Origin of the sequence: Mesorhizobium sp. ZC-5, assembly GCF_025753855.1 — a bacterium.
In the GTDB taxonomy this organism is placed as follows: Bacteria; Pseudomonadota; Alphaproteobacteria; order Rhizobiales; family Rhizobiaceae; genus Neomesorhizobium.
Genome location: NZ_JAOWPT010000020.1, coordinates 36,390 through 57,764 on the forward strand (window position 1 = coordinate 36,390; position 21,375 = coordinate 57,764).

Sequence of the window (21,375 nt, forward strand, 5' to 3'; positions counted from 1 at the left end):
GTCTCAGCGCCCGGTCCACACCGGCTTGCGCTTCTCATTGAAGGCGGCAAGGCCTTCCTTCGCGTCCTCGGTCCCGGCGAGCAGCGCAAGCTGGCCCTCGGTGAAGGCGACGCCTTGTTCGAACGACATCGAGGCCAGAGCGCGCAACGCATACTTGCCGCGGCGGATCGCGGTCGGCGATTTACCGGTCACGCGATCTACCAGCCAGTCGGTTGTTTCATCGAGCTTATCGGCGGAAACAACGTAGTTGAGCAGGCCGGCAGCCAAGGCGACATCGGCACTGAAAGGTTCCCCGGTCAGGCACCATTCACGCAAGATGCGCGGGTGTACGAGGTTCTGCAGCACCGCCAGCACCTGCATCGGAAACACCCCGACCTTGACCTCGGGCAGGCCGAATTGCGCGGTGTCGCTCGCCACCGCCATGTCAGCCATGGCGAGCAATCCCATGCCGCCGGCCATGCAGGCACCGTTGACGCGGGCTATCACCGGCAGGTCGGCATTCCATCCTTGCCGCAGCATATCGGCGTAAGGCGTCGTAGGACTGGCGTGATCGAAGACAAAACCCTTTCCGGGCTGAAGGTCGCCGCCGGCACAGAATGCCTGGTCGCCCGCGCCGGTGATGATAATGGCGCGCGCCTCCGGATCGGCATGAGCCAACCGGTAGCCTTCGGCAATGCCGTCAACAACGCTTCGATCGATGGCGTTGCGCTTGTCCGGGCGGTTCAGCGTGATCCAGAAGGCAGCGCCGCGCTTGTCGTGCAGGACCGGGTTGCTCATGGCTCCACCTTCTCGATTTCGGCAAGCAGTCGTCCGGCGGAAACCTGATCGCCAGGCGATGCCGGCAGCGATTTTACCCGTCCGCCGATCGGCGCGGTGTGGACATGCTCCATCTTCATGGCTTCCAGGGTGATCACCGGCTGGCCGGCCTGCACCAGATCGCCCAGCGACGCTTGCAAGCCGACGATGCGGCCGTTCATCGAGGCCCTGATGATGCCGTCCGACGCGCCCCCGCCATAAACCGCGATTGCCGTGAAAGTCCTGTCGGCGACATGGAAAACAGCTCCGTGGCAGCCAATCAGCAGCAGATTCCCGTCGCGAAAATAGGAGGCGCGGCCGATCACGCTGTCGATTTCGAAGGTGATGGCATCACCGCCGAGATCGAGCACGCGGACCGAACGAGCCGCGCCGCCGATTGCCACCTCGAAACCTTCATCGCCCCGGTAAACGACTGCCGCATCGATCAACCGGCCATCGAGGTCGAAGCGGAACGGGATCGGCAGGCGATGGGCAAGGCTGGAGACCCCCGCCCTCGCATCGCCGGAAGTGCGATAGAGCAGCACGCCGGCAAGGCTGGCGATGCGTTCGACATCGTCATCGCCTGCCTTCAGCAGCGCATCGCCGTGATTGCCCACAAAGGTTGTCGTCGCCTCACCGTCGACAAAAACCTCGTGCGTCAGGCAGCCGATGAGAAAATTCTGGTTGGTGCGCGGTCCGAGCGCCACCAGATCGTTCAGCCCGGAAACCAGCTTGCGGCGGGCCTCCTCGCGGGTACCGCCGAAGCTCACCAGCTTGGCGATCATGGAATCGTAATAGGGAGAAATCCCGGTTCCGGATTGCAGCGCATTCTCGACGCGCAGTCCTTCCGGCGCCCGCCACAGCGCCATGCGGCCACTCTGCGGCATGAACCCCTGCGTCGCGTCTTCGGCGCAGAGCCGTGCTTCGATGGCATGTCCGCGAAAAACCACATCGGCCTGCGCCAGTGGCAGTTCTTCACCGGCGGCGGCCCGCAATTGCAGTTCGACAAGATCGAGACCGGTGATTGCCTCCGTCACCGGGTGCTCGACCTGCAGCCGCGTGTTCATCTCCATGAAGTAGAAATTTCCGTCGCGGTCGAGCAGAAATTCCAGCGTTCCGGCGCCCTCGTAATCGATCGCCCTGGCGGCCGCGACCGCGGTTGCGCCCATCTCGTCGCGCAGTTGCGCCGACACCGCCGGCGACGGCGCTTCCTCGATGATCTTCTGGTGGCGGCGCTGGATCGAGCAATCGCGTTCGCCAAGGTGGATGACGTTGCCGTAGCGGTCGCCGAAAACCTGGATCTCGATATGGCGCGGATCGATAACCGCTTTTTCCAGGATGACGTCCGCGCTGCCGAAAGCGCCCAGCGCCTCCGATTGCGCGCCTGCGAGAGCCGCATCGAACTGGCCGGCGCTTTCCACCAGCCGCATGCCCCGCCCGCCCCCGCCTGCGGCAGCCTTGATCATCACGGGAAAGCCGATTTTTTTCGCCTCGGCCTTCAATATCCCCGGAGACTGGTCGTCGCCTTGGTAGCCGGGGATGCAGGGCACGCCTGCCTCGATCATCAGCCGCTTTGCACCAGCCTTGTTGCCCATCGCCGCGATGGCCTCCGGCGACGGACCTATGAAGATCAGGCCGGCGTCGCGGCAGGCAGCGGCAAATGCCGCGTTCTCGGCAAGGAAACCGTAGCCGGGGTGGACCGCGTCGGCGCTGCTGGCTTTTGCCGCCGCGATGATGTTTTCGATGTTGAGGTAGGATTGCGCCGGCGGCGCGCCTCCGATGGCGAGAGCCTCGTCTGCGGCCTGCACATGCAAGGCTTCGCGATCGGCCTCGGAAAACACCGCTACCGTGCGAAACCCCATCGCACCCGCGGTGCGCATGATGCGCAGCGCGATCTCACCGCGGTTGGCGACCAGGATCTTCCGGAACGGCGTCAGCTTCAATTTCGCCGTCATGGCCGCGCCACTGAAAACTGTATTTTCTGCGGCTCACGCCGATTGGCTTCCAAACAAACCGACAGCGCAAAGGCGAGCACGGCGCGTGTGTCGCGCGGGTCGATGACGCCGTCGTCCAGCACATGCGCGCTGGTGGTGAAGACATCCATCTGGCTGTCGAAGTTCTGCACGATGCGCTGGCTGAGTTTCGCCAGTTGCGCCTGGTCGACGTCGCCGCCTTTGCGCTTCATCGCCGCCTCGGTGACATTGACCATAGTCTGTGCGGCCTGCTCGCCGCCCATCACCGCCGTTTTGGCGTTCGGCCAGGAGAAGCAGAAGCGCGGATGAAAGCCGCGGCCACACATGCCGTAGTTACCGGCGCCGAATGAGGCGCCGCAATAAAGCGTGAGTTGCGGCACCGTGGCGTTGGTCACCGCCTGGATCATCTTGGAGCCGTGCTTGATCATGCCGGCTTCTTCGTAGTCGCGACCGACCATGAAGCCGGTGGTGTTGTTCAAATAGAGGATCGGCGTCCGCGCCTGGCAGCAGGCCTGGATGAAATGCGTCGCCTTGTTGGCGCCGGCCACGTCGATCGGGCCATTGTTGGTGATGATGCCGACTGCGATCCCTTCAATGCGGGCGTTACCGCATACCGTGGCTCCGCCATAACGTTCGCCGAACTCGAGGAACTCGGAGCCGTCGACGATGCGGGCGATCACCTCCTTCATATCGACCGGACGCTTATGATCCATCGGCATGATGCCGAGCAATTCCTCGGCGTCGTAAAGCGGCGGCTTCGCATTGCACACCGGCTCCGGCGGGCGGGAGCGGTGCCAGTCTATGCCGGCGACGATGTCGCGGGCGATGCGGATCGCGTCGCGGTCGTCATCGGCGAGGTAATCGCCAAGCCCGGAAATCGACGTGTGCATTTCGGCGCCGCCGAGTTCCTCCTCGGTGGCGATCTCGCCGGTGGCGGCTTTCAGCAGCGGCGGCCCGGCGAGGAAAGCGCGCGAACGGCCACGCACCATGACGATATAGTCGGAAAGGCCGGTCTGGTAGGCGCCGCCGGCCGTGGACGAACCATGCGTCACCGTTATCACCGGCAGGCCGGCGGCGGAAAGCCGCGCCAGATTGCGGAAGATCTGGCCGCCGCGAATGAAATCCTCGACCCGGTAGGTCATCAGGTTGGCGCCGGCGCTCTCGACAAGTTGCAGGTAGGGCAGCTTGTTTTCCAGCGCCAGTTCCTGCACCCGCAACTGCTTGTCGAGACCCTTGGGCTGCAAGGCACCGGCGTCGATGCCGGAATCCGACGCCGTCACCATGACGCGGGTGCCGGAAACGATGCCGATGCCGGCGATCACCCCTCCGCCGGGTACGCTTTTTTCCGGATCCGGATTGTCCATCAGATAGCCGGTCAGCGTCGACAGTTCGAGAAACGGCGTGCCGGGATCGAGCAGCAGCGCCAACCGCTCGCGCGGCAGCAGTTGCTGGCGTTTTTCGAAGCGCTCCCTGGCGGCTGCGGAAGCGCGACGGGTGCGCTCTTCAAGCTCGCGGACACGTTGCAACAGTTCCAGCATGCCAGCGCGGTTGGCCTGGAAGTCCTGACTGCCGGTCGAGATGCTGGTTTCGATCTGTGGCATCCGCTCTCACGTCAGCTTCGCGAATCCACGAACCTTTGCCGTGTCGCAGGCCGGATGCTAGCGGCCACGCTTGAGCACCGCCAGAGCCTTTTTCGAGCTTGGGTAAATTGCGATCCGCAGGATTTCCGGACAGGAAAGGCCGGCGTCCGGGAGGAAACAGGATGCCGGCCCAGGACCGTCTGCCAGTCCGAACGAACATACAGACGTTCCGTTCGCAGGTGAGCTACGCGGCGTTGAACGCTGCTTGGACCTGTTCCTTCCTGGGCAGGCTCCCATCGGGCGTAAGCTTGTCGACGAGACCGGGCAGCGCGGCGGAGAGCTGTTTCAACAATTCCTCCTCACTGATGCCCGCCTTGGCGGCGATATCCTTCAGGGTCTGCGAGCCGATCGCCTTGCCGAGTTCGTCGGGCTGGATAGGTTTGTTCTCGCCGGTGCCGACCCAGGAATCGGCCTTTTCGGCATGCCCTGCCGTCTTCAGCTTCTCAAGCAGGCCGTCGAGCCCACCGAGAAGGCCGCCATCCTGGGCTTCCGGTTGGGTGCCGGGTGTTCCCGTCTGCTGGGGATCGGCGTTGGCCTGGCTCTTTCCGCCAAGCCATTTGCTGACCAAAAGGGCTCCCAGCGCGATCATCAGGGGTTTGCCGATTTTGCCGCCGGGTACCGCGTCGTCGAAAATTCCCATGTGGGCCTCCTGCTCTTAACAGTGCGGCCCCCCACAGCACATACTTGTCCCTGCAATGCCGATTTTCAAGGTCAGGTCGCGGTCTTGAGTTTGCTCCGAGGCTGTGTGAGCATCGTCACAGGCACGGTGGGCGATGAAAGGAAGACTTCATGTCGGTCATCGGATGGATTGTGCTTGGCCTGGTTGCCGGTTTTATCGGCAGCAAGATCGTCAACAGCAGCGGGCAAGGCCTGCTGATGGATATCGTGCTCGGCGTCGTCGGCGCCGTCGTCGGCGGCCTGATCTTCAGTTTCTTCGGCGCCTCCGGTATCACCGGATTCAATATCTGGAGCCTGATCGTCGCCGTTATCGGTTCGATCGTGGTGCTCTGGCTCTATCATCGCATAACAGGCAGCCGCACGCTGTAGCCGGCAGCCAACTATTTGCGCCGGCAGCCGGCCGGCAGTCAGGATTTGGTGCGAACGCGCTTTACCGGCAGGGCCAGCCGGTTGTCCGGTTCGGGCGTCTGGATGCCGTGTGCCACATTCTTGCGGGCGAGCAGCCTCTCCCAATTGAGCGCGTCGGCGACGATGCGGTCGAGGTCGTCGTAATTCGGTCTCCAGCCAAGCTCTTGGCGGGCGAGGTCGGAATTGGCGATCACCGCCGGCGCATCACCGGGACGGCGGCCGGCGATGCGGACATCGAAATCCGCGCCATGCACGCGGTGTACGCTGTCGATCACTTCGAGCACCGAATAGCCGTGGCTGTAGCCGCAATTGGCGGTCAGGCTGTCGCCACCGGCGCGCAGCCGGGCCAGCGCCAGCCGATGCGCCGCGACAAGATCGCTGACATGGATGTAGTCGCGAATGCAGGTGCCGTCCGGCGTCGGATAGTCGGTACCGTAGACCTGCATCCACGGCCGCTTGCCGGTCGCGGTTTCGCAGGCGACCTTGATGAGATGGGTGGCACCCGGCGTCGACTGGCCGGTGCGGCCGCGCGGATCGGCGCCGGAAACGTTGAAATAGCGCAGCGCCGTATAGCGCAGGCCATGTGCGGCGGCAGTGTCGCGCAACATCCATTCCGTCATCAGCTTGGACACGCCGTAGGGCGATTCCGGCTTCAGCGGAGCGTCTTCGCGAACCGGCTCCAGCCCGGCGCCACCATAGACGGCAGCGGTCGAGGAGAAGATGAAATGCGGCACGTTTTCCCGCACCACCGCTTCGAGCAGCGAGCGGGTCTTCGACGTGTTGTTCTCGTAGTAGCCGAGCGGGTCGGTGACCGATTCCGGCACCACGATCGAGCCGGCGAAGTGGATGACCGCGTCGACCTTGTGCTTGCGCACGATCGAGGAGACCAGCCCGATGTCGCCGACATCGCCGACGACCAGCTTCGCCTCGGGCGCGACCGCCCATTCGAAGCCCGTCGACAGCCGGTCGAGCACGACGACATCCTCGCCGGCATCCAGCAATTCCCATACCATATGGCTGCCGATATAACCGGCACCACCCGTCACAAGAACGGTCATGTTCAACGCTCTCCAACGCCCGTTTTCCGGGTCTGTCTGCGGAGAACCTAGCCAAAAAGCCTTAAAATTCCGTGCGGCGCGGCGGTCGGATTGTCTTCACTGGATTTGAAACAGTCATAGCGATCGGCCCCGTACCGTGAGGAATAATCGTGCGGCATGATCGTTCACACTTTGGGCGTGGCATTTTGACCCCATTGGTACAATGGACTGCAAAAAGGGCAGCAATTATGATCCTGCCGTCAACTGGGAAGGCGTCATGAACTATCAACGGTTCTTCGAAGAAGCGATCGACCAGATACACGCCGAGCGCCGCTACCGTGTGTTTGCCGATCTCGAGCGTATCGCCGGCGAATTTCCGCGCGCCATCTGGCGTTCGAACGGCCACGCCGAAGAAATCACCGTCTGGTGCTCCAACGACTACCTCGGCATGGGCCAGCATCCCGACGTTATCGCGGCGATGCAGAACGCCGCCGGCCGCATGGGCTCGGGCGCCGGCGGAACCCGCAACATCTCCGGCACCAACCACCCGCTGGTCGAGCTCGAGCACGAACTCGCCGATCTGCACGGCAAGGAATCCGCCCTCGTCTTCACCTCGGGCTTCGTTTCAAACGAGGCGGCGATCTCGACGATCGCGCGGCTTTTGCCCAACTGCCTGATCATTTCCGATGAGCTCAACCACGCCTCGATGATCGAGGGGGTGCGGCGGTCGGGCGCCGAGAAGAAGATTTTCCGCCACAACGACGTGGCGCATCTCGAAAGCCTGCTGCAGGCCGCAGGCCGCGAACGCGCCAAGCTGGTGGTCTTCGAATCCGTCTATTCGATGGACGGCGATATCGCGCCGATCGAGAAGATAGTCGCCCTAGCCGAGAAATACAACGCGATGACCTATGTCGACGAAGTCCATGCCGTCGGCATGTACGGGCCACGCGGCGGCGGCATCACCGAGCAGGAAGGCCTCGCCGACCGCATCGATATCATCGAAGGCACGCTCGCCAAGGCGTTCGGTACGCTCGGCGGCTATATCACCGGCACCCGCACCGTGGTCGACGCGGTGCGCTCCTACGCGCCGGGGTTCATCTTCACGACGGCGCTGCCGCCGTCCATCGCCGCTGCGGCGACGACGGCCATTCGCCACCTCAAGACATCGCAGGAAGAGCGCGACGGCCAGCAACGGCAGGCGCAGCGGACCAAGGACGTGCTTTCAGCCGCCGGCCTTCCCGTGATGGCGTCGCCAACCCATATTGTGCCGATTCTGGTCGGCGATCCCGAACTCTGCAAGATGGCCAGCGACCGGCTGCTCGGCCTGCACGGCATCTACATCCAACCGATCAACTATCCGACGGTGCCGCGCGGCACCGAACGCCTGCGCATCACGCCGACGCCGTTCCATTCCGATGCGCTTATAAACGCATTGCAGGATGCGCTGGTCGAGACCTGGGACGCGCTTGGCATTCCCTACGGCGAGACAGGCCGGCCAGCGGTGGCGAAATCCGACCGCATCATCCCGCTGCTGGTGCCGAAGTCCGGCGGCTGAGCGTTATCCGTTTGCGAGCGCAACAAGAGCTTCGTTGTCGAAGCCATAGACGATGACTTTTGGTATTCTCGACGCACCCAGCCGGTCATAGAACCGCTGCGCGCCGAGATTGTCTTGGCCGGTGGTAAACGCCAACCGTGTCCCGCCACGAGCGACGATCGATTTGGCGGCCGCGCGGATGAGCCTTTCGCCGACTTTGCCACCGCGTGACCTATCGGAAACGAAAAGATCCTTCAGGTGCCATTGCGACCTTAGGTCGGGACCGGGGAAGATCTCGCAAACTATTGCGAAACCAACCATTTCAGGCATGAACGCACCGAAGAACAAGTTCTCGCCCTTGCGTGCGAGTGCCTTGGCGACGCGGGCACGCGCCGTCTCCTCATCAACCGCTTTATCGCCTTCGTAGTGCCGCTCCATTTCCAGGAAAAGCGGCAATACAAGTTCGATATCTTCAACTCCGAATTCCCTGATCGTCAGCGACATGGCTATGCTCCGAAGATCAACTGCGCCTTTCGATCCACCGCGCCAGCCTTGTCGCAGCCTCCTCGACCTGTTCGAGATTGCGGTGGAAGCAGAGCCGGAAGAAGCCGGCGCCGTCCGGGCCGAATGCTGTGCCCGGCGCCAGCCCTATGTTCGCGCCGTCGACGATATCGAAGGCGGCCTGGCGCGAATCCGTGATGCCGTCGATCGAGAAGAACAGATAGAAGGCGCCTTGCGGCACGCTGAACTGCGCCCGGCCCGTCTTGCCCAGGATATCGCAGACAAGATCGCGGGCCTTGCCGGCGCGCTCGATCTGGCTGGCGAGGAAGGCATCGCCCTCGTCGAGTGCTGCGATGGCACCGCGTTGCATGAACTGCGCCACGCCCGACGTCGAATATTGCACCAGGTTCTCGAACACCTGCTGCAGCGACGGGTGAATGCGCAGCCAGCCGATGCGCCAGCCGGTCATTGCCCAATTCTTGGAAAACGTGTTGACGAAAAGGATGCGGTCCTCGTCGTCCATGATGTCCATGAAGGACGCCGCGCGCTGCCCGCCATAGTGGAACAGCGCGTAAATTTCGTCGGCGACGATCCAGAGGTTCTTGCGGCGCGCCAGATCGAGGATCGCCTGCAGGGTCACGGTGTCCGCCGTCCAGCCGGTCGGGTTGGACGGCGAATTGACGAAGATCGCCGTGGTGCGCGGCGTGACCGCGGCCTCCAGCTTTTCGATATCGCATGTCCAGCCATTGTCGGACCGGTCGAGCGGAACGGCGATAGGTTCAGCACCCGCGACGCCGGCGGCGCCCGGAAAGTTCGGCCATGCCGGACCGAGGTACAGCACCTCGTCGCCCTTGCCGGCGACTGCCTGCAGGGCAAGCTGGATCGCCTGCATGCCGCCGCCGGTTACGATGAATTCCTCCGAGGGAAACTGCCGGCCGAAATGGCGTGTGTGATAACGTGCCAGCGCCTGCCGCAGATCAGGGATGCCGCGCTGCCAGGTGTAGAACGTCTCGCCGCCCTGAAGCGCGCGGTTGGCGGCATCGGCAATGAAGCCGGGCGTCGGTAGATCGCCCTCGCCCGCCCAGAGCGGGATCAGCCCCTCGCGACCGCGGCCGTAATTTGCAACCGCGACGATGCCGCTTTCGGGCGCGAGCCGGGCTTCGGCCCGCAGATTGTCGATCAGGCTCATCGCAAATCCATGATTGAGGTCAGGATGTACGCCTAGCCTGTTTCATGGCTCGCGAAAATGGAAAACCCCGGCCGAAAACGGCCGGGGTTTTGGTCCAGAGCCGTTGCGGCAGATTACTTCTTGGCGAGCAGGTCACGGATTTCGGTGAGCAACGCCACATCGGCTGGCGGCGCTGCCGGTGTGGCGGGCTTCTCTTTCTCAAGCCGCCGCCGCATGTTGTTTACGGCCTTGACCATCAGGAAAATGATGAAGGCCAGGATCAGGAAGTTGATGACCACCGTGATGAAGTTGCCGTAGGCGAACACCGGCCCCTGTTTCTTGGCTTCTTCCAGTGAAGTGGCGGTAACCGCGTCGGACAGCGGAGCGAAATAGTTGGAGAAATCGGCATTCCCCGCCATGCCGACGATAGGCATGATGATGTCGCCCACCAGGGAATTGACGATGAGGCCGAAAGCGCCACCGATGATCACGCCAACGGCGAGATCCATGACATTGCCCTTGGCGATGAATTCCTGGAATTCTTTCAGCATTGCATCTCTCCTTGGCTGAACCGGCTGCGCGCAAAACGTTTCCTGGTCCCCTTTTTATCGCCAGCCGTGCAGCACCATAACAAAATGCGTGGTCGGCAAAACCCGTAAAATGCAGTGTTATATCTTGGCGACGGCGCCGCATCCGGCGGGTAATCCGCAACGAAATGTCTAGGCCTGCGGCAATGGACATGCCGGGCAAGCTGTGATTGCCTTCTTGCGGTGGCGGTGCCACGCTGGGAGGAGCTTTCCGAAGTGCAGGGCTGGATCGTCGTCATCATCGCGATCGCCTATGTGACGCTGTTGTTTGCCATTGCCAGCCTGGGCGATCGGTGGGCGACAACACGAGGGCCTGGCCGCCCACGCCCCTATATCTACTCGCTCAGCCTGGCGATCTACTGCACGTCGTGGACGTTTTTCGGGTCTGTCGGACTGGCGTCCGAACGTGGGCTCGAATTCATAGCCATCTACATTGGACCGGTGCTGGTCTTCGTATTCGGATTTCCATTGTTGCGCCGCATCGTGCGCCTCGCGAAGACCGAGAAGATCACCTCGATCGCCGACTTTCTCGGTGCACGCTACGGAAAGAGCTTCGCAGTCGGCCTGATCGCCACACTGATCGCCATCGTCGGGGCAATTCCCTACATCGCCCTGCAACTGAAGGCGATTTCGGGTTCGGTCAGCCTGATGGTCGAACACTACAACGGTTCGCCGCCTTCGTTCGACCCGTTCGTCAGCGATATCTCGCTGATCGTGGCGATGCTGCTCGCCCTCTTCGCCGTGTTGTTCGGCACCAGGCATGCCGATGCAACCGAACACCAGGATGGGCTGGTGCTGGCAGTCGCCGTCGAATCCGTGGTCAAGCTCGCCGCTTTCATAGCCGTCGGGCTGTTGGTGACGTTCTTCCTGCTCGGCGGGTCCGGAAACCTCATCACGACACTTGCATCCAACCAGAATGTGCAGGATGCCCTGGCCTACCGAACATCGATCGGCACCTGGCTGGTGATGACCGGGCTGAGCGGCTTTGCCATCATCATGCTGCCGCGGCAGTTCTACGTGATGATCGTCGAGAACCGCAACGAGAGCGAGTTGCGCAAGGCGACCTGGGTATTCCCGCTCTATCTCGTGCTGATCAACCTGTTCGTCCTGCCGATCGCGCTGGCCGGCGCGGCGGTGGTGGGAACCCGGACGAGCGCCGATCTCTACGTGCTGTCGGTGCCGCTGCTTGCCGGCCACGACCTTCTGGCGATGGCGGCATTCATCGGTGGACTGTCAGCCGCGACCGCGATGGTCATCGTGGCCAGCGTCGCGCTTTCGATCATGATTTCCAATGACCTGGTCATCCCACTGTTCGTTCGCCGTCTGCTCAAGAACGAGAGCGCTGAAAACGAGGATTGGTCCGCCCTCATCCTCAATATCCGCCGCGCCGCGATCTTCGCCATCCTGTTCGTGGCTTTCCTCTACTATCGCGAGAGCACCAACAATGCCCGGCTGGCATCGATCGGCCTGATGTCATTTGCCGCGATCGCCCAGTTCGCGCCGGCCTTCTTCGGCGGGCTGGTATGGCGCGGGGCCAATGCACGGGGTGCCGCGCTCGGCATGGCCGCAGGGATCATCGTCTGGGCCTACACCCTGCTTTTCCCGTCGCTGGCCGCCCCCGATACGGGCATCCTGGTGCACGGCCTGTTCGGGCTGGAATCACTGCGGCCTGGGGCGCTGTTCGGGACGGTGGCCGAGCCGCTCAACCATGGCGTCATGTGGAGCCTCTCCATCAACACCGTGTTTTTCGTGCTTGGCTCGCTGTCACGGGCATCCGTGCCGCTCGAACGCATCCAGGCATCGATCTTCGTTCCACGCGATGCCAATCCGATGCCCAGCCTGCGTCGGTTCCGGACCGCGGTTACCGTCAACGACCTGAAAGACACGATTTCGCGCTACCTCGGCGTCGAACGCACCGAACGCTCGTTCCAGTCCTTCGAGATCGGCGAAGGCAGCATCCTGAACGGCGGCGATCCGGCAAGCATGGCAGTAATCCGCTTTTCCGAGCAGCTTCTGGCGAGTGCAGTCGGCTCGTCCTCCGCCCGCCTTATCCTGTCGCTGCTGTTCCAGCGCAATGACAGCGCCTCGAAGGATGCTTTCCGGCTTCTCGACGACGCCACCGAGGCGCTGCAGCACAACCGCGACCTGCTGCAGATCGCCCTCGACCAGATGGAGCAAGGCATCACCGTCTTCGACAAGGATTTCCGGCTGACCTGCTGGAACCGGCAGTATCGTGCGCTGTTCGACCTGCCCGACGAAATGGGCCAGGTCGGCGTCTCGCTCGATCGCGTCCTGCGCTATCTTGCCGAGCGCGGCGACATTCCGCCAGAATCACGGGTCACGACCCTCAACCGGCTGACCGACTTCGGCAACCCATGGCAAATCGAGCTCCGAAAGAGCGGCCGGATCATCGAATTGCGCTCCAATCCGATGCCCGACGGCGGCATCGTCGCCACCTATGCCGACATCACCCAGCGCGTCGAGGCCGATCATGCGCTGAAGAGGGCCAACGAGACGCTGGAGCAACGCGTCAAGAACCGTACCGCCGAGCTTACGCGCGTCAACGAGGAACTGGCGCAGGCGCAGATGCTCGCCGAAGAAGCCAATCTCGGCAAGACGCGCTTCCTTGCCGCTGCCGGCCACGACATCCTGCAGCCGCTGAATGCGGCGCGGCTCTACTGTTCGTCACTGATCGAGAAGGCCGGCAAGGGGAGCGCCGGCGAGGCGGCCACCAACATCGAATCCTCGCTGGAATCGGTGGAGACCATTCTCGGCGCCGTGCTCGACATCTCGCGGCTGGATGCCGGTGCCATGAAGCCGGCGGATACGGTGTTCAGGCTCGACGGGTTGCTGCGCCAGATCGGCACCGATTTCCTGCCGATGGCGGCCGCCAAGGACCTCGAGCTGACCATCGTGCCGTCATCGCTGACAGTGAACACTGACCGCAACCTGCTGCGCCGGCTGATACAGAACCTTGTTTCCAACGCCATCAAGTACACCCGCACGGGCAAGGTCCTGGTCGGGGTGCGCCGTCGTGGCGAGCTTGTCGAGCTACAGGTAATCGACACGGGCATAGGGATAGCAAAGGACAAGCTGAACACGGTTTTCCGCGAATTCACGCGACTTGACGAAGGCGCCCGCGAAGCCCAGGGCCTCGGTCTCGGCCTTTCCATCGTCGACCGCATCGCCAGGGTGCTCAGGCTCGAAATCCAGATCGGCTCGCGCAAGGGCAAGGGCACGCGGTTTTCGGTGGTGCTGCCGGTCACGCAGGCGACGGAACCGCCCCTGCAGCCGGACAAGCGCACGCCGCTGCCGGCGGCGGCGGCGCTGAACGGGCTGCTCGTCCTCTGTATCGACAACGATCCGCGTATTCTCGACGGCATGCAACTGCTGCTGGAAGGATGGGGATGCGAAGTTCGTTCCGCGACGGGCTCCGGCGACTTCAGGCGGGCTGACCATGTCCAGCCGGACATCGTACTTGCCGACTATCATCTCGATGGCGAGAACGGCCTCGATGCGATCCGCAAGCTGAGAGCCGCCTATCGCGCGGAGATTCCGGCGATACTCCTCACTGCGGACCGCTCGAACGAAGTCCGCGCCGCGGCTGACGCGATCGACGTCCCGGTGCTCAACAAGCCGGTGAAGCCGGCGGCGCTGCGGTCGATGATCACGCGTTTCCGCCGCATAGCGGCAGCCGCCGAATAATCTAGCCGACCGCCTGCAGCGGATCGCTTCCGATCTTCGACAAAAGGATGACCGCCTGCGTACGGCTGTCGACCCCAAGCTTCTGCAGAACCGCCGAGACATGCGCCTTTATGGTGGCTTCGGAGACGTCGAGCTCGTAGGCGATCTGCTTGTTGAGCAGCCCTTCGGCCAGCATGCTCAGCACCCGCGTCTGCTGCGGGGTAAGCGATTGAAGCCGTTTGATGAGATCGGAGATTTCCGGATCCCGCTCGACCCCGAGTTCGATGCCGACAGGCGCCGAAATGCCCCCGGCGAGCACAGTTTCGACGCCGCTGCGTATTTCCTCCATGCTGGCGGACTTGGAGATGAAACCGGACGCGCCAAGCTCCAGCGCCCTTCTTATCGTCTCCGGGTCGTCATGCGCCGACACCACCACCATCGGCACGGCAGGATGGACACCGCGCAGCGATACGAGCCCGGAAAGCCCGCTGGCGCCCGGCATCGACAGATCGAGAAGCACCAGGTCGACGTCGTCGTTGGCGACGATCAGCGCCTTGGCGCTGTCGAAGTCGCCGGCTTCGAGAATGCCGGTGGTTTCGGCGAAACTCGCAAGTGCCTGTTTGAGCGCACCGCGAAACAGCGGATGGTCGTCCGCGATCACGAACTTGTAGCTCGATGGCACCCTGTCCCTCCCGTTTCTCCCTGGCCGACTCTTTTTGTTATGGTTTGGGATAATGAGCCAATTAAGCGGTGAAGGTGCTCGTTTTCAAGCAACAATTCCGCTGACGGCCGGTCCGCCCGAAATAACGGCCGCGTCGATCTCCCGGATTCTAGGTCTTCTGCGGCATGGGGTCGGGTTCGCCCTTGCGCCAGTCCTGGTCCAGGTCCCTGACGATATCCATGAAGCGGCGGAAGAAACGCTCCATGTAACCCAGCGATTTCTCGAAGCTCTCTTCGTCGGGCAGCAACGCATTAGGATTCAGCCGGGACGCGGTTTCGATCTCGGCGACACGTTTCTCGAGGCCGGACAGGCGATCCTGCAGGCGATCGACCTCGTCCTGGAAGGCGGAGCGCTCATCGGCCGCCAGCTTGCAGACCAGTTGCCCAGACCGCTCCTCGCAGATCGACATCTCGCCGGTCTTGCGGTCCATGCGGACATAGCCGTTGTCCGATTTTTCCATCGTGTAGCGGTCGGTGTCCTGGGCCATCGCCGGGAAGGACAGTGCGGAGGCGAGGAAAGCCGAAGCGACGATACTCTTAAGCTGCATGATTTTCCTCCGTTCGATCCAGCGAATACTGACAGCGATTTACGCCTGAAATAGGGACGCAGTCATGACAATCAACAGGCTGCTCTTTCGCGACAGCCGCTTTCCGACTATAGGGCGGCCATGCACGAAACCATCTACAAGATCGCAACCGAAGCCGCTTGGCGCGAGGCCGAAAAGGCCGGCGTTTTCAAAGGCGCCGCCATCGACCTCAGTGACGGCTACATCCATTTCTCGACAGCCGGGCAGGTGGAGGAAACCGCCGCCAGGCATTTCGCCGGCCAGGCGGATCTGGTGCTGGTGGCGATCGATGCGGACAAGCTCGGTGAAGCGCTGAAATACGAGGCTTCGCGGGGCGGAGCGTTGTTTCCGCATCTCTATGCGCCGCTCGACCCAACCGCGGCCCGCTGGGTGAAGCCGTTGCCGCTCGATGCGGATGGCACACACCGGTTTCCCGTGCTGGAGCCCTGATGAACCCGCTCGAATGGTTTGGCAGGCAGGCGCTTTTCGCCTTCGACCCGGAAACGGCGCACGGCCTGTCGATCGCCGCATTGAGGTCCGGCTTGCCAATGTGCGGCAACGCGCCGTCGAGCGAACGCCTGAAGGTCAAGCTGCGCGGCCTCGAATTCGCAAATCCGCTCGGCATGGCCGCCGGCTACGACAAGAACGGCGAGGTTCCTGACGCCCTGCTCGGGCTGGGTTTCGGCTTTGCCGAGATCGGAACCGTCACGCCGCTTGCCCAATCCGGCAATCCGAAGCCGCGAATTTTCCGGCTGACTGCCGACGAGGCGGTCATCAACCGGCTCGGCTTCAACAATGAAGGCCATGAGCGCTGCGTCGAAAGGCTCAAGGCGCGCGCCGGCAGGCCGGGCATTGTCGGCGTCAACGTCGGCGCCAACAAGGACAGCGCCAACCGGTTCGCAGATTACGAACTGGGCGTTCGGCGATTTGCCTCCCTTGCCGGCTACCTCACCATCAACATTTCGTCGCCCAACACGCCGGGCCTTAGGAATATGCAGGCCCGTGAAAGCCTCGGCGAATTGCTGACCCGGGTGACGAGTGCGCGCGCTGAAGTGACGCCAACAGGTGGCCGGCCGGTGCCGGTGTTCCTGAAGATCGCCCCCGACCTCGACGAGGCCGAACTGGCGGACATCGCGGCGGAGGTGTCGAAAAAGGCTATCGACGGCATCATCGTTTCCAATACGACGCTGGCGCGCGGCGGGTTGAAGAGCACGGCACATGCCGGCGAAACCGGTGGCCTGTCGGGAAAACCGCTCTTCGAACGGTCGACCGCCGTGCTGGCCAGAATGCGGCGGCTGCTCGGGCCGGAAATGGCGATCATCGGCGTCGGCGGCGTCAGTTCGGCCGAGACTGCGCTGGAGAAGATCCGCGCCGGAGCCGACCTCGTGCAACTCTACACAAGCATGATCTACGCCGGCCCTTCCTTGCCGGGCCGCATCGTCCGCGGCATGGCGCGCTTTGCCGAAGCCCAGGGAGTTGCCAGCCTGCGGGACATCCGCGACACGCGTCTCGCACACTGGGCGGACCGGCCGATCGGCTGATCGATCAGGCGAAGGCCGCCTTCTGCCGACTGCGTACCATCGACAGCAGGCTGACGCCGCGCACGATCAGGAAAATATGCAGCGCCGCCCACAGGCCGTGATTGCCGAAATACCAGCCGAGCCCGAACAATGCCGCGACAAATACCGCGAACGACAAAAGCATCATGTTGCGCATGTCGCGCGACCATGTTGCGCCGATGAAGACGCCATCCATCTGGAACGCCAGCACGCCGCTGATGGCCGTGAGCGCTGCCCATGGCAGGTAACTAGCTGCTTCGGCCTGGACATCGGTGGCGGTCGTCATGAGCGCCACCAGTTGCTCGCCGAACAGAAGCCCCGCGAGGCTTGCGAACCCCGCCAGGGCAAAGCCCCAGATGGAGGTGAGGCGCACCGCCCGCGAAAACGCGGGCTCGTAGCGGGCGCCGATCGCCCGGCCTGCCAGTTGTTCGGCGGCGTTGGCGAAGCCGTCGAGGAAGTAGCCGGCAACGAGGAAGAAATGCATTAGAACGGCGTTGGCTGCGAGCGTCAGCGTGCCAAGCTGCGCGCCCTGGCGGGTGAGCAGCGAAAACGCCCCGACCAGCACGAAGGAGCGGATCATGATATCGCCGTTCAGGTGCAGCATGCGCCGAAGCGCGGCGGCATCGAAAACCTGCTGCAGCGACATTTTCGGCATCATCCGGAAGCGCCAGAGGATGATCGAGACGCCAGCCATCAGGGCGATGGTTTCGCCGGCCACCGAGGCCCAGGCGACGCCGGCAACACCCCAGCCGAGATGCAGCCCGAGCCATAGGCACAGGGCGATGTTGACGCCGTTCAGCAGGAACTGCAGCAAAAGGCCGGTTGTCGCTTCGCCGCGGCCAAGGAAATAGCCGAGAACGGCATAGTTGAGCAGCGCGGCCGGCGCCGAAAGCAGCCGGATGCCGATGTAGGTCTCCATCGCCTGCGTGACGCGCGGCTCGGCGCCCATGAACCAGTCGCCGACGGAGGCAATCAGCGGCGAAAGCAGCACCAGGCCGAGGCCGATGGCCACGGCAATGGTGAAGGCGCGCCAGAAGATCGCGCGCTCTTCCAGCAGATCGCCGCGGCCGAGCGCCTGAGCCACCAGCCCGGAGGTCCCGGAGCGGAGGAAATTGAAGGTCGCGAACACCACGTCGAAAACGACGGCGCCGGCGGCCAGTCCGCCAAGCAGCGCGGCATCGCCGAACTGGCCGACCACGGCGGTGCCGACCAGTCCAAGCAGCGGCGTCGTCAGGTAGGCAAGCGTCATGGGAATGGCAATCGCCAGCACCAGCCGGTTGGTCACCTCGAAAGGCCGTGAGCCGACGATGGTCGATGTGCTGTGTTCCAAGAATTCCGGTCCCGGTTTGCGGACGGCACGACTTGCACCAGTTCGACTTGTGCATGCAAGGCGCAGGTGCAGGAACAAATCAATCCACACGCGCTTTCGATGGACCGGCTTCCCAAACAGGGGCTTCGCACTGCAAAGTGCTGCGATGACATTGCCGATCGTGCATCACCCCGGCTACGACGCCAAGCTTCCGCCGACCCATCGGTTTCCGATGAGCAAGTACAGCCTGCTGATGGAAAGCCTGGCTGTGCGCGGCATGCTGGGCGGCGCGATCGAGGTTCCCTCCCCGGCGGCGGCGGAATGGCTGAACCGCGCGCATGATTCCGGCTATGTCGAGCAGGTTCTGAGTTGCACGGTGCCCCACAGGATCGAACGCGAGATCGGCTTTCCCGTCGATGAACGCGTGTCCCGCCGCGCCCAGCTTGCATCGGCCGGCACCGTGCTTGCCGCGCGACTGGCATTACAGCAGGGCATTGCCTGCAACGCAGCCGGCGGCAGCCACCATGCCCGCCGCAGCCAGGGCGCCGGTTTCTGCACCCTCAACGATGTTGGTGTCGCCGCCGCGCTGCTGCTTACGGAAGGTCTGGCGGAACGCATCCTGGTGGTCGACCTGGATGTGCACCAGGGCGACGGCACCGCCGACATATTTGCCGAAGAGCCTCGCGTTTTCACCTTTTCAATGCATGGCGAGCGCAACTATCCAGTGCGCAAGATCGCCTCCGACCTCGACATCGGCCTGCCCGACGGCATCGAGGACGCGGCCTATCTCGAGACCCTACGTGCCACGCTGCCAACCGTCACTGCCCGCTCGGCGCCGGATATCGTCTTCTACAATGCCGGCGTCGATCCGCATTTCGCCGACCGGCTGGGCCGCATGAAACTGACGGACGACGGCCTGCGCGAGCGCGACACAACGGTCATCGGCCATTTCCGCGACCGCGATATCCCGGTCTGCGGGGTCATCGGCGGCGGTTATTCGACCGACGTCGCATCCCTTGCCGAACGCCACGCCATCCTGTTCGAGGTCGCCGCAGAATTTAGCGCAGGCGACTGATTTCGAGCCGGGCGGTTTCTAGCGCCGGTAGCTGAAGAGCCTGAGGACCAGGAACGCCGGGATGACGATCGCGGCACCCAGCAGGAAATAGCCCAGGAAGCGGTCGATCGCCCGGAAACCCATGCGCCAGAGATCGACGAAAAAGTCGCGAACGCCGTAAAGCACGTCGAATGGCGACCAGCCGAAGGCGCTCATGACGATGCCGACGAGGAACGACACCACGATGAGCTTCAAGAGCACCCGCAGAGGGCTGTCTCCCAGAAATCGAGTCAATCCCGACATTGGCTGTTCCTTCCATCCACCGGCGACCGCAAATACGCATTTGGCGCGACGGCTTCAACCCATTTCACCAAGGCAGTACGGTTTGCGATTGCGAAGAGCCGCGAGGCCATGATAACCAAAGAACAGCGCGGGTATGATGTAATGGTAGCTTGTCAGCTTCCCAAGCTGATCGCGCGGGTTCGATTCCCGCTACCCGCTCCAGCATGCCTTACAAGGATTTGTGCCTGATTTTGGCGATCGACGCATAGCCGGGTTTTACAGATAGTTTTACAGCACCTGTTCACGTTCTGGCTTCATTGAGCTTCCGGATGCGCTCCTTGATAGCTGCGGTGCGGCTTACATAGCGGCGGATGATGCGCTCGACATGCTCTTCCTCCCAGGCCATGATCTCGGCGATCTCGCGCACAGACAGGCCGGCGAGATAAAACTTGGTCGCAGCCGTGCCGCGGAGGTCGTGGAAGTGAAGGTCTACGCCCTCAGGCCACGCCTCCTCCTTCAGTTCGGCAACGCGGCTGCTCAAGCCATCCTTAGACCATGGCCGCTTCAGGCTGTTCGTAAGAATCACTGGTGACCGGCGCGGAATCCTTTCCAAAAGCTCGCGCAGCTCGTCATAGAGCGGAATCACTGCCTCGCGCTGAACCTTGGCTTTCCCGGAGCGCTTTCCAGTGCGAATCATGATGGCGTCGTCGCCAACATGAGACCACGACAGCTTCGCCAAGTCGCTGAGCCGCAAGCCGGTATGGGAAGCAAGGTCAATTGCGAAGGCGATCTCGGTCGAGCAGACCTGTTTGAAGCGGTCGATGTCGGCATCCGTCCAGATAATCTCCGAGCGGTCGGCACTGTAGAGATGCTTGATGCCTTCGCAGGGGTTGGATGCAAGCTTGCCGACCGGGTCGACTGCATATGAACAGACCCTCGAGAGCACCTGCATGCCATAGTCGGCAGCGCGCGGTGTCTCTGCATAAGCGGCGCGCCAGCGACGAATGATCGGCCGAATCCTCTCCGGGCGGTCGAACTGGGCCGTGCGGAGTTCGCCGAAATGATCTGCGATGCGATCCAGCCACGGTCCCCAGTTCTTCTTCGTCGAAGCAGCGAGCTTCTGGTAGTCGGTGCTCGCCCTGTAGAGCGAGATCACTGACAGGAATCTGCCAGTGTCTGAGGATCGGCGATTGGCAATTGCTTCATTGTAGGAACCCAGGAATTCAGGTGTCCCGGGTTCACCGGCGAGGCGTGGCCCGCCACGCCAAGCATACCAATAGATTCTGCCCTTAGCCTTGACCTTATGCAGCCCTTTGAGTTCAAGCGTAACCATGCTTCGCCTCGAATTCGGCAAGCTCACGATCGAGATCGTCGTTGTCGGCGACCGGAGTGTGAGCAGTAACTGAGCCTGCGCCCGACATGGCGTCAAGGACGCGATCGAGCGCCCGCACGTCCCAGACGTTGCGGCCGAGGAGCAGATTTGGCGCCGGCATGATGCCCTGGCGCACGAGCTTGTCGAAATGTGTCGGGCTGACGCCAACGTAGCTGGCGGCCTCCTTGCGGTCGAAGCCGCGGCGAGAATGAGCTGGAAGGGCGTGGATGAGACCTATCGTGGTTGCGGGCATGCGAGCTCCTTTTCTACTCGCGTGAGTTATAGCAACCCGGCCGCCAAGTGACTGAAGATTCCCAAAAAGGGGAGTGACATTGCCTCACAGGCGTTGAGCCGATTTTCCGTTCCCTTGGCACGGATAGTCAGAACCATGCGAGCCGTTGAGGAGCATCACCGCTCCGTTCATCCTGGTGACATCGCTGGTAGATATTTTCTGGGTGTCGTCACTGGACCTTGGGGAGGATGGGCGACCACGAACACCCGTGAATTG

Annotated in this window: 20 protein-coding genes and 1 tRNA gene; 7 read left to right on the top strand and 14 right to left on the bottom strand. The window is 62.8% G+C overall.

From position 1 onward, the window contains the following. Positions 1 to 3 precede the first annotated feature (3 nt). The 4 genes from OHD58_RS28920 to OHD58_RS28935 form a co-directional block, all read right to left on the bottom strand. A complete protein-coding gene (locus OHD58_RS28920) occupies positions 4 to 777 on the bottom strand; it encodes an enoyl-CoA hydratase/isomerase family protein (protein ID WP_263807065.1) in 774 nt (257 codons plus the stop codon). Then, positions 774 to 2,750, bottom strand: a complete 1,977-nt coding sequence (locus OHD58_RS28925) for an acetyl-CoA carboxylase biotin carboxylase subunit (RefSeq protein ID WP_318528304.1) — start codon at positions 2,748 to 2,750, stop codon at positions 774 to 776. Before OHD58_RS28925 ends, OHD58_RS28920 begins: the two co-directional genes overlap by 4 nt. Then, entirely contained in the window at positions 2,747 to 4,369 is a 1,623-nt protein-coding gene (locus OHD58_RS28930) for an acyl-CoA carboxylase subunit beta (protein WP_263807066.1), read from the bottom strand. The genes OHD58_RS28925 and OHD58_RS28930 overlap by 4 nt, the downstream gene beginning before the upstream one ends. Positions 4,370 to 4,592: 223 nt before the next feature. Then, positions 4,593 to 5,048 carry a YidB family protein gene (locus OHD58_RS28935; protein WP_263807067.1) on the bottom strand — a complete coding sequence of 152 codons (456 nt, stop codon included), beginning with the start codon at positions 5,046 to 5,048 and terminating at the stop codon, positions 4,593 to 4,595. 149 nt (positions 5,049 to 5,197) lie between these two features. On the opposite strand from OHD58_RS28935, the gene OHD58_RS28940 reads away from it, so the two are divergent. Continuing rightward, complete coding sequence (locus tag OHD58_RS28940; protein WP_263807068.1) at positions 5,198 to 5,455, top strand: GlsB/YeaQ/YmgE family stress response membrane protein; 258 nt, start codon at positions 5,198 to 5,200, stop codon at positions 5,453 to 5,455. Positions 5,456 to 5,493: 38 nt separating this feature from the next. Here OHD58_RS28940 and galE read toward each other — a convergent pair whose 3' ends face one another. Next, complete coding sequence (galE, locus tag OHD58_RS28945) at positions 5,494 to 6,552, bottom strand: UDP-glucose 4-epimerase GalE (RefSeq protein WP_263807069.1); 1,059 nt, start codon at positions 6,550 to 6,552, stop codon at positions 5,494 to 5,496. A gap of 256 nt (positions 6,553 to 6,808) precedes the next feature. Here galE and hemA point away from each other — a divergent pair, with 256 nt between their 5' ends. Further along, a complete protein-coding gene (gene hemA, locus OHD58_RS28950) occupies positions 6,809 to 8,086 on the top strand; it encodes a 5-aminolevulinate synthase (protein WP_263807070.1) in 1,278 nt (425 codons plus the stop codon). Between the two features lie 3 nt (positions 8,087 to 8,089). On the opposite strand, the gene OHD58_RS28955 is transcribed toward hemA, so the two are convergent. The 3 genes from OHD58_RS28955 to mscL all read right to left on the bottom strand — a co-directional run bounded on the left by OHD58_RS28955 (position 8,090) and on the right by mscL (position 10,285). Next, a complete protein-coding gene (locus OHD58_RS28955) occupies positions 8,090 to 8,569 on the bottom strand; it encodes a GNAT family N-acetyltransferase (RefSeq protein ID WP_263807071.1) in 480 nt (159 codons plus the stop codon). A gap of 16 nt (positions 8,570 to 8,585) precedes the next feature. Continuing rightward, positions 8,586 to 9,755, bottom strand: a complete 1,170-nt coding sequence (locus tag OHD58_RS28960; protein ID WP_263807072.1) for a pyridoxal phosphate-dependent aminotransferase — start codon at positions 9,753 to 9,755, stop codon at positions 8,586 to 8,588. Positions 9,756 to 9,868: 113 nt separating this feature from the next. Next, the gene (gene mscL, locus OHD58_RS28965) at positions 9,869 to 10,285 is read right to left on the bottom strand and encodes a large conductance mechanosensitive channel protein MscL (protein ID WP_263807073.1); all 417 of its coding nucleotides are present in this window, start codon (positions 10,283 to 10,285) and stop codon (positions 9,869 to 9,871) included. Positions 10,286 to 10,537: 252 nt separating this feature from the next. On the opposite strand from mscL, the gene OHD58_RS28970 reads away from it, so the two are divergent. Then, a complete protein-coding gene (locus tag OHD58_RS28970) occupies positions 10,538 to 14,026 on the top strand; it encodes a PAS domain-containing hybrid sensor histidine kinase/response regulator (RefSeq protein ID WP_263807095.1) in 3,489 nt (1,162 codons plus the stop codon). 1 nt (position 14,027) lies between these two features. Here OHD58_RS28970 and OHD58_RS28975 read toward each other — a convergent pair whose 3' ends face one another. Both OHD58_RS28975 and OHD58_RS28980 read right to left on the bottom strand, forming a co-directional pair. Further along, positions 14,028 to 14,687 (bottom strand): response regulator transcription factor, encoded by a 660-nt coding sequence (locus OHD58_RS28975; protein ID WP_263807074.1) that lies wholly within the window; start codon positions 14,685 to 14,687, stop codon positions 14,028 to 14,030. Positions 14,688 to 14,835: 148 nt separating this feature from the next. Then, a complete protein-coding gene (locus OHD58_RS28980; RefSeq protein WP_263807076.1) occupies positions 14,836 to 15,273 on the bottom strand; it encodes a hypothetical protein in 438 nt (145 codons plus the stop codon). A gap of 120 nt (positions 15,274 to 15,393) precedes the next feature. Between OHD58_RS28980 and OHD58_RS28985 the strand changes: the two genes are divergently transcribed. Continuing rightward, the gene (locus OHD58_RS28985; RefSeq protein ID WP_263807077.1) at positions 15,394 to 15,741 is read left to right on the top strand and encodes a DUF952 domain-containing protein; all 348 of its coding nucleotides are present in this window, start codon (positions 15,394 to 15,396) and stop codon (positions 15,739 to 15,741) included. Further along, positions 15,741 to 16,832, top strand: coding sequence for a quinone-dependent dihydroorotate dehydrogenase (locus OHD58_RS28990; protein ID WP_263807078.1), 1,092 nt, complete (start codon positions 15,741 to 15,743; stop codon positions 16,830 to 16,832). The genes OHD58_RS28985 and OHD58_RS28990 overlap by 1 nt, the downstream gene beginning before the upstream one ends. Before the next feature lie 4 nt (positions 16,833 to 16,836). Here the strand turns inward: OHD58_RS28990 and OHD58_RS28995 are convergent, their stop codons facing one another. After that, positions 16,837 to 18,180 (bottom strand): MATE family efflux transporter, encoded by a 1,344-nt coding sequence (locus OHD58_RS28995; protein WP_263807079.1) that lies wholly within the window; start codon positions 18,178 to 18,180, stop codon positions 16,837 to 16,839. Positions 18,181 to 18,325: 145 nt separating this feature from the next. Here OHD58_RS28995 and OHD58_RS29000 point away from each other — a divergent pair, with 145 nt between their 5' ends. Continuing rightward, positions 18,326 to 19,234 carry a histone deacetylase gene (locus OHD58_RS29000; RefSeq protein WP_263807080.1) on the top strand — a complete coding sequence of 303 codons (909 nt, stop codon included), beginning with the start codon at positions 18,326 to 18,328 and terminating at the stop codon, positions 19,232 to 19,234. 18 nt (positions 19,235 to 19,252) lie between these two features. On the opposite strand, the gene OHD58_RS29005 is transcribed toward OHD58_RS29000, so the two are convergent. Further along, on the bottom strand, positions 19,253 to 19,516 hold the full coding sequence (locus OHD58_RS29005) for a DUF6460 domain-containing protein (RefSeq protein WP_263807081.1): 264 nt from the start codon (positions 19,514 to 19,516) through the stop codon (positions 19,253 to 19,255). Positions 19,517 to 19,643: 127 nt separating this feature from the next. On the opposite strand from OHD58_RS29005, the gene OHD58_RS29010 reads away from it, so the two are divergent. Continuing rightward, positions 19,644 to 19,717: transfer RNA gene (locus tag OHD58_RS29010), tRNA-Gly, on the top strand. Between the two features lie 79 nt (positions 19,718 to 19,796). Here the strand turns inward: OHD58_RS29010 and OHD58_RS29015 are convergent. Together OHD58_RS29015 and OHD58_RS29020 are read right to left on the bottom strand one after the other, a co-directional pair. Continuing rightward, on the bottom strand, positions 19,797 to 20,828 hold the full coding sequence (locus OHD58_RS29015; protein ID WP_263807082.1) for a tyrosine-type recombinase/integrase: 1,032 nt from the start codon (positions 20,826 to 20,828) through the stop codon (positions 19,797 to 19,799). Next, positions 20,815 to 21,120 carry a helix-turn-helix transcriptional regulator gene (locus OHD58_RS29020; protein WP_263807083.1) on the bottom strand — a complete coding sequence of 102 codons (306 nt, stop codon included), beginning with the start codon at positions 21,118 to 21,120 and terminating at the stop codon, positions 20,815 to 20,817. The genes OHD58_RS29015 and OHD58_RS29020 overlap by 14 nt, the downstream gene beginning before the upstream one ends. Positions 21,121 to 21,375 lie beyond the last annotated feature (255 nt).

Excerpts from the sequence above, each read along its gene's own strand:
- OHD58_RS28940 (WP_263807068.1), top strand. The coding sequence starts at position 5,198 with ATGTCGGTCATCGGATGGATTGTGCTTGGCCTGGTTGCCGGTTTTATC.
- OHD58_RS28985 (WP_263807077.1), top strand. The coding sequence starts at position 15,394 with ATGCACGAAACCATCTACAAGATCGCAACCGAAGCCGCTTGGCGCGAG.
- OHD58_RS28930 (WP_263807066.1), bottom strand. The coding sequence starts at position 4,369 with ATGCCACAGATCGAAACCAGCATCTCGACCGGCAGTCAGGACTTCCAG.
- galE (WP_263807069.1), bottom strand. The coding sequence starts at position 6,552 with ATGACCGTTCTTGTGACGGGTGGTGCCGGTTATATCGGCAGCCATATG.
- OHD58_RS28955 (WP_263807071.1), bottom strand. The coding sequence starts at position 8,569 with ATGTCGCTGACGATCAGGGAATTCGGAGTTGAAGATATCGAACTTGTA.
- OHD58_RS29020 (WP_263807083.1), bottom strand. The coding sequence starts at position 21,120 with ATGCCCGCAACCACGATAGGTCTCATCCACGCCCTTCCAGCTCATTCT.
- OHD58_RS28920 (WP_263807065.1), bottom strand. The coding sequence starts at position 777 with ATGAGCAACCCGGTCCTGCACGACAAGCGCGGCGCTGCCTTCTGGATC.
- OHD58_RS29005 (WP_263807081.1), bottom strand. The coding sequence starts at position 19,516 with ATGTCGGGATTGACTCGATTTCTGGGAGACAGCCCTCTGCGGGTGCTC.
- OHD58_RS28935 (WP_263807067.1), bottom strand. The coding sequence starts at position 5,048 with ATGGGAATTTTCGACGACGCGGTACCCGGCGGCAAAATCGGCAAACCC.
- OHD58_RS28990 (WP_263807078.1), top strand. The coding sequence starts at position 15,741 with ATGAACCCGCTCGAATGGTTTGGCAGGCAGGCGCTTTTCGCCTTCGAC.
- OHD58_RS28960 (WP_263807072.1), bottom strand. The coding sequence starts at position 9,755 with ATGAGCCTGATCGACAATCTGCGGGCCGAAGCCCGGCTCGCGCCCGAA.
- OHD58_RS29015 (WP_263807082.1), bottom strand. The coding sequence starts at position 20,828 with ATGGTTACGCTTGAACTCAAAGGGCTGCATAAGGTCAAGGCTAAGGGC.
- OHD58_RS28980 (WP_263807076.1), bottom strand. The coding sequence starts at position 15,273 with ATGCAGCTTAAGAGTATCGTCGCTTCGGCTTTCCTCGCCTCCGCACTG.
- OHD58_RS28925 (WP_318528304.1), bottom strand. The coding sequence starts at position 2,750 with ATGACGGCGAAATTGAAGCTGACGCCGTTCCGGAAGATCCTGGTCGCC.
- OHD58_RS29000 (WP_263807080.1), top strand. The coding sequence starts at position 18,326 with ATGACATTGCCGATCGTGCATCACCCCGGCTACGACGCCAAGCTTCCG.
- mscL (WP_263807073.1), bottom strand. The coding sequence starts at position 10,285 with ATGCTGAAAGAATTCCAGGAATTCATCGCCAAGGGCAATGTCATGGAT.
- hemA (WP_263807070.1), top strand. The coding sequence starts at position 6,809 with ATGAACTATCAACGGTTCTTCGAAGAAGCGATCGACCAGATACACGCC.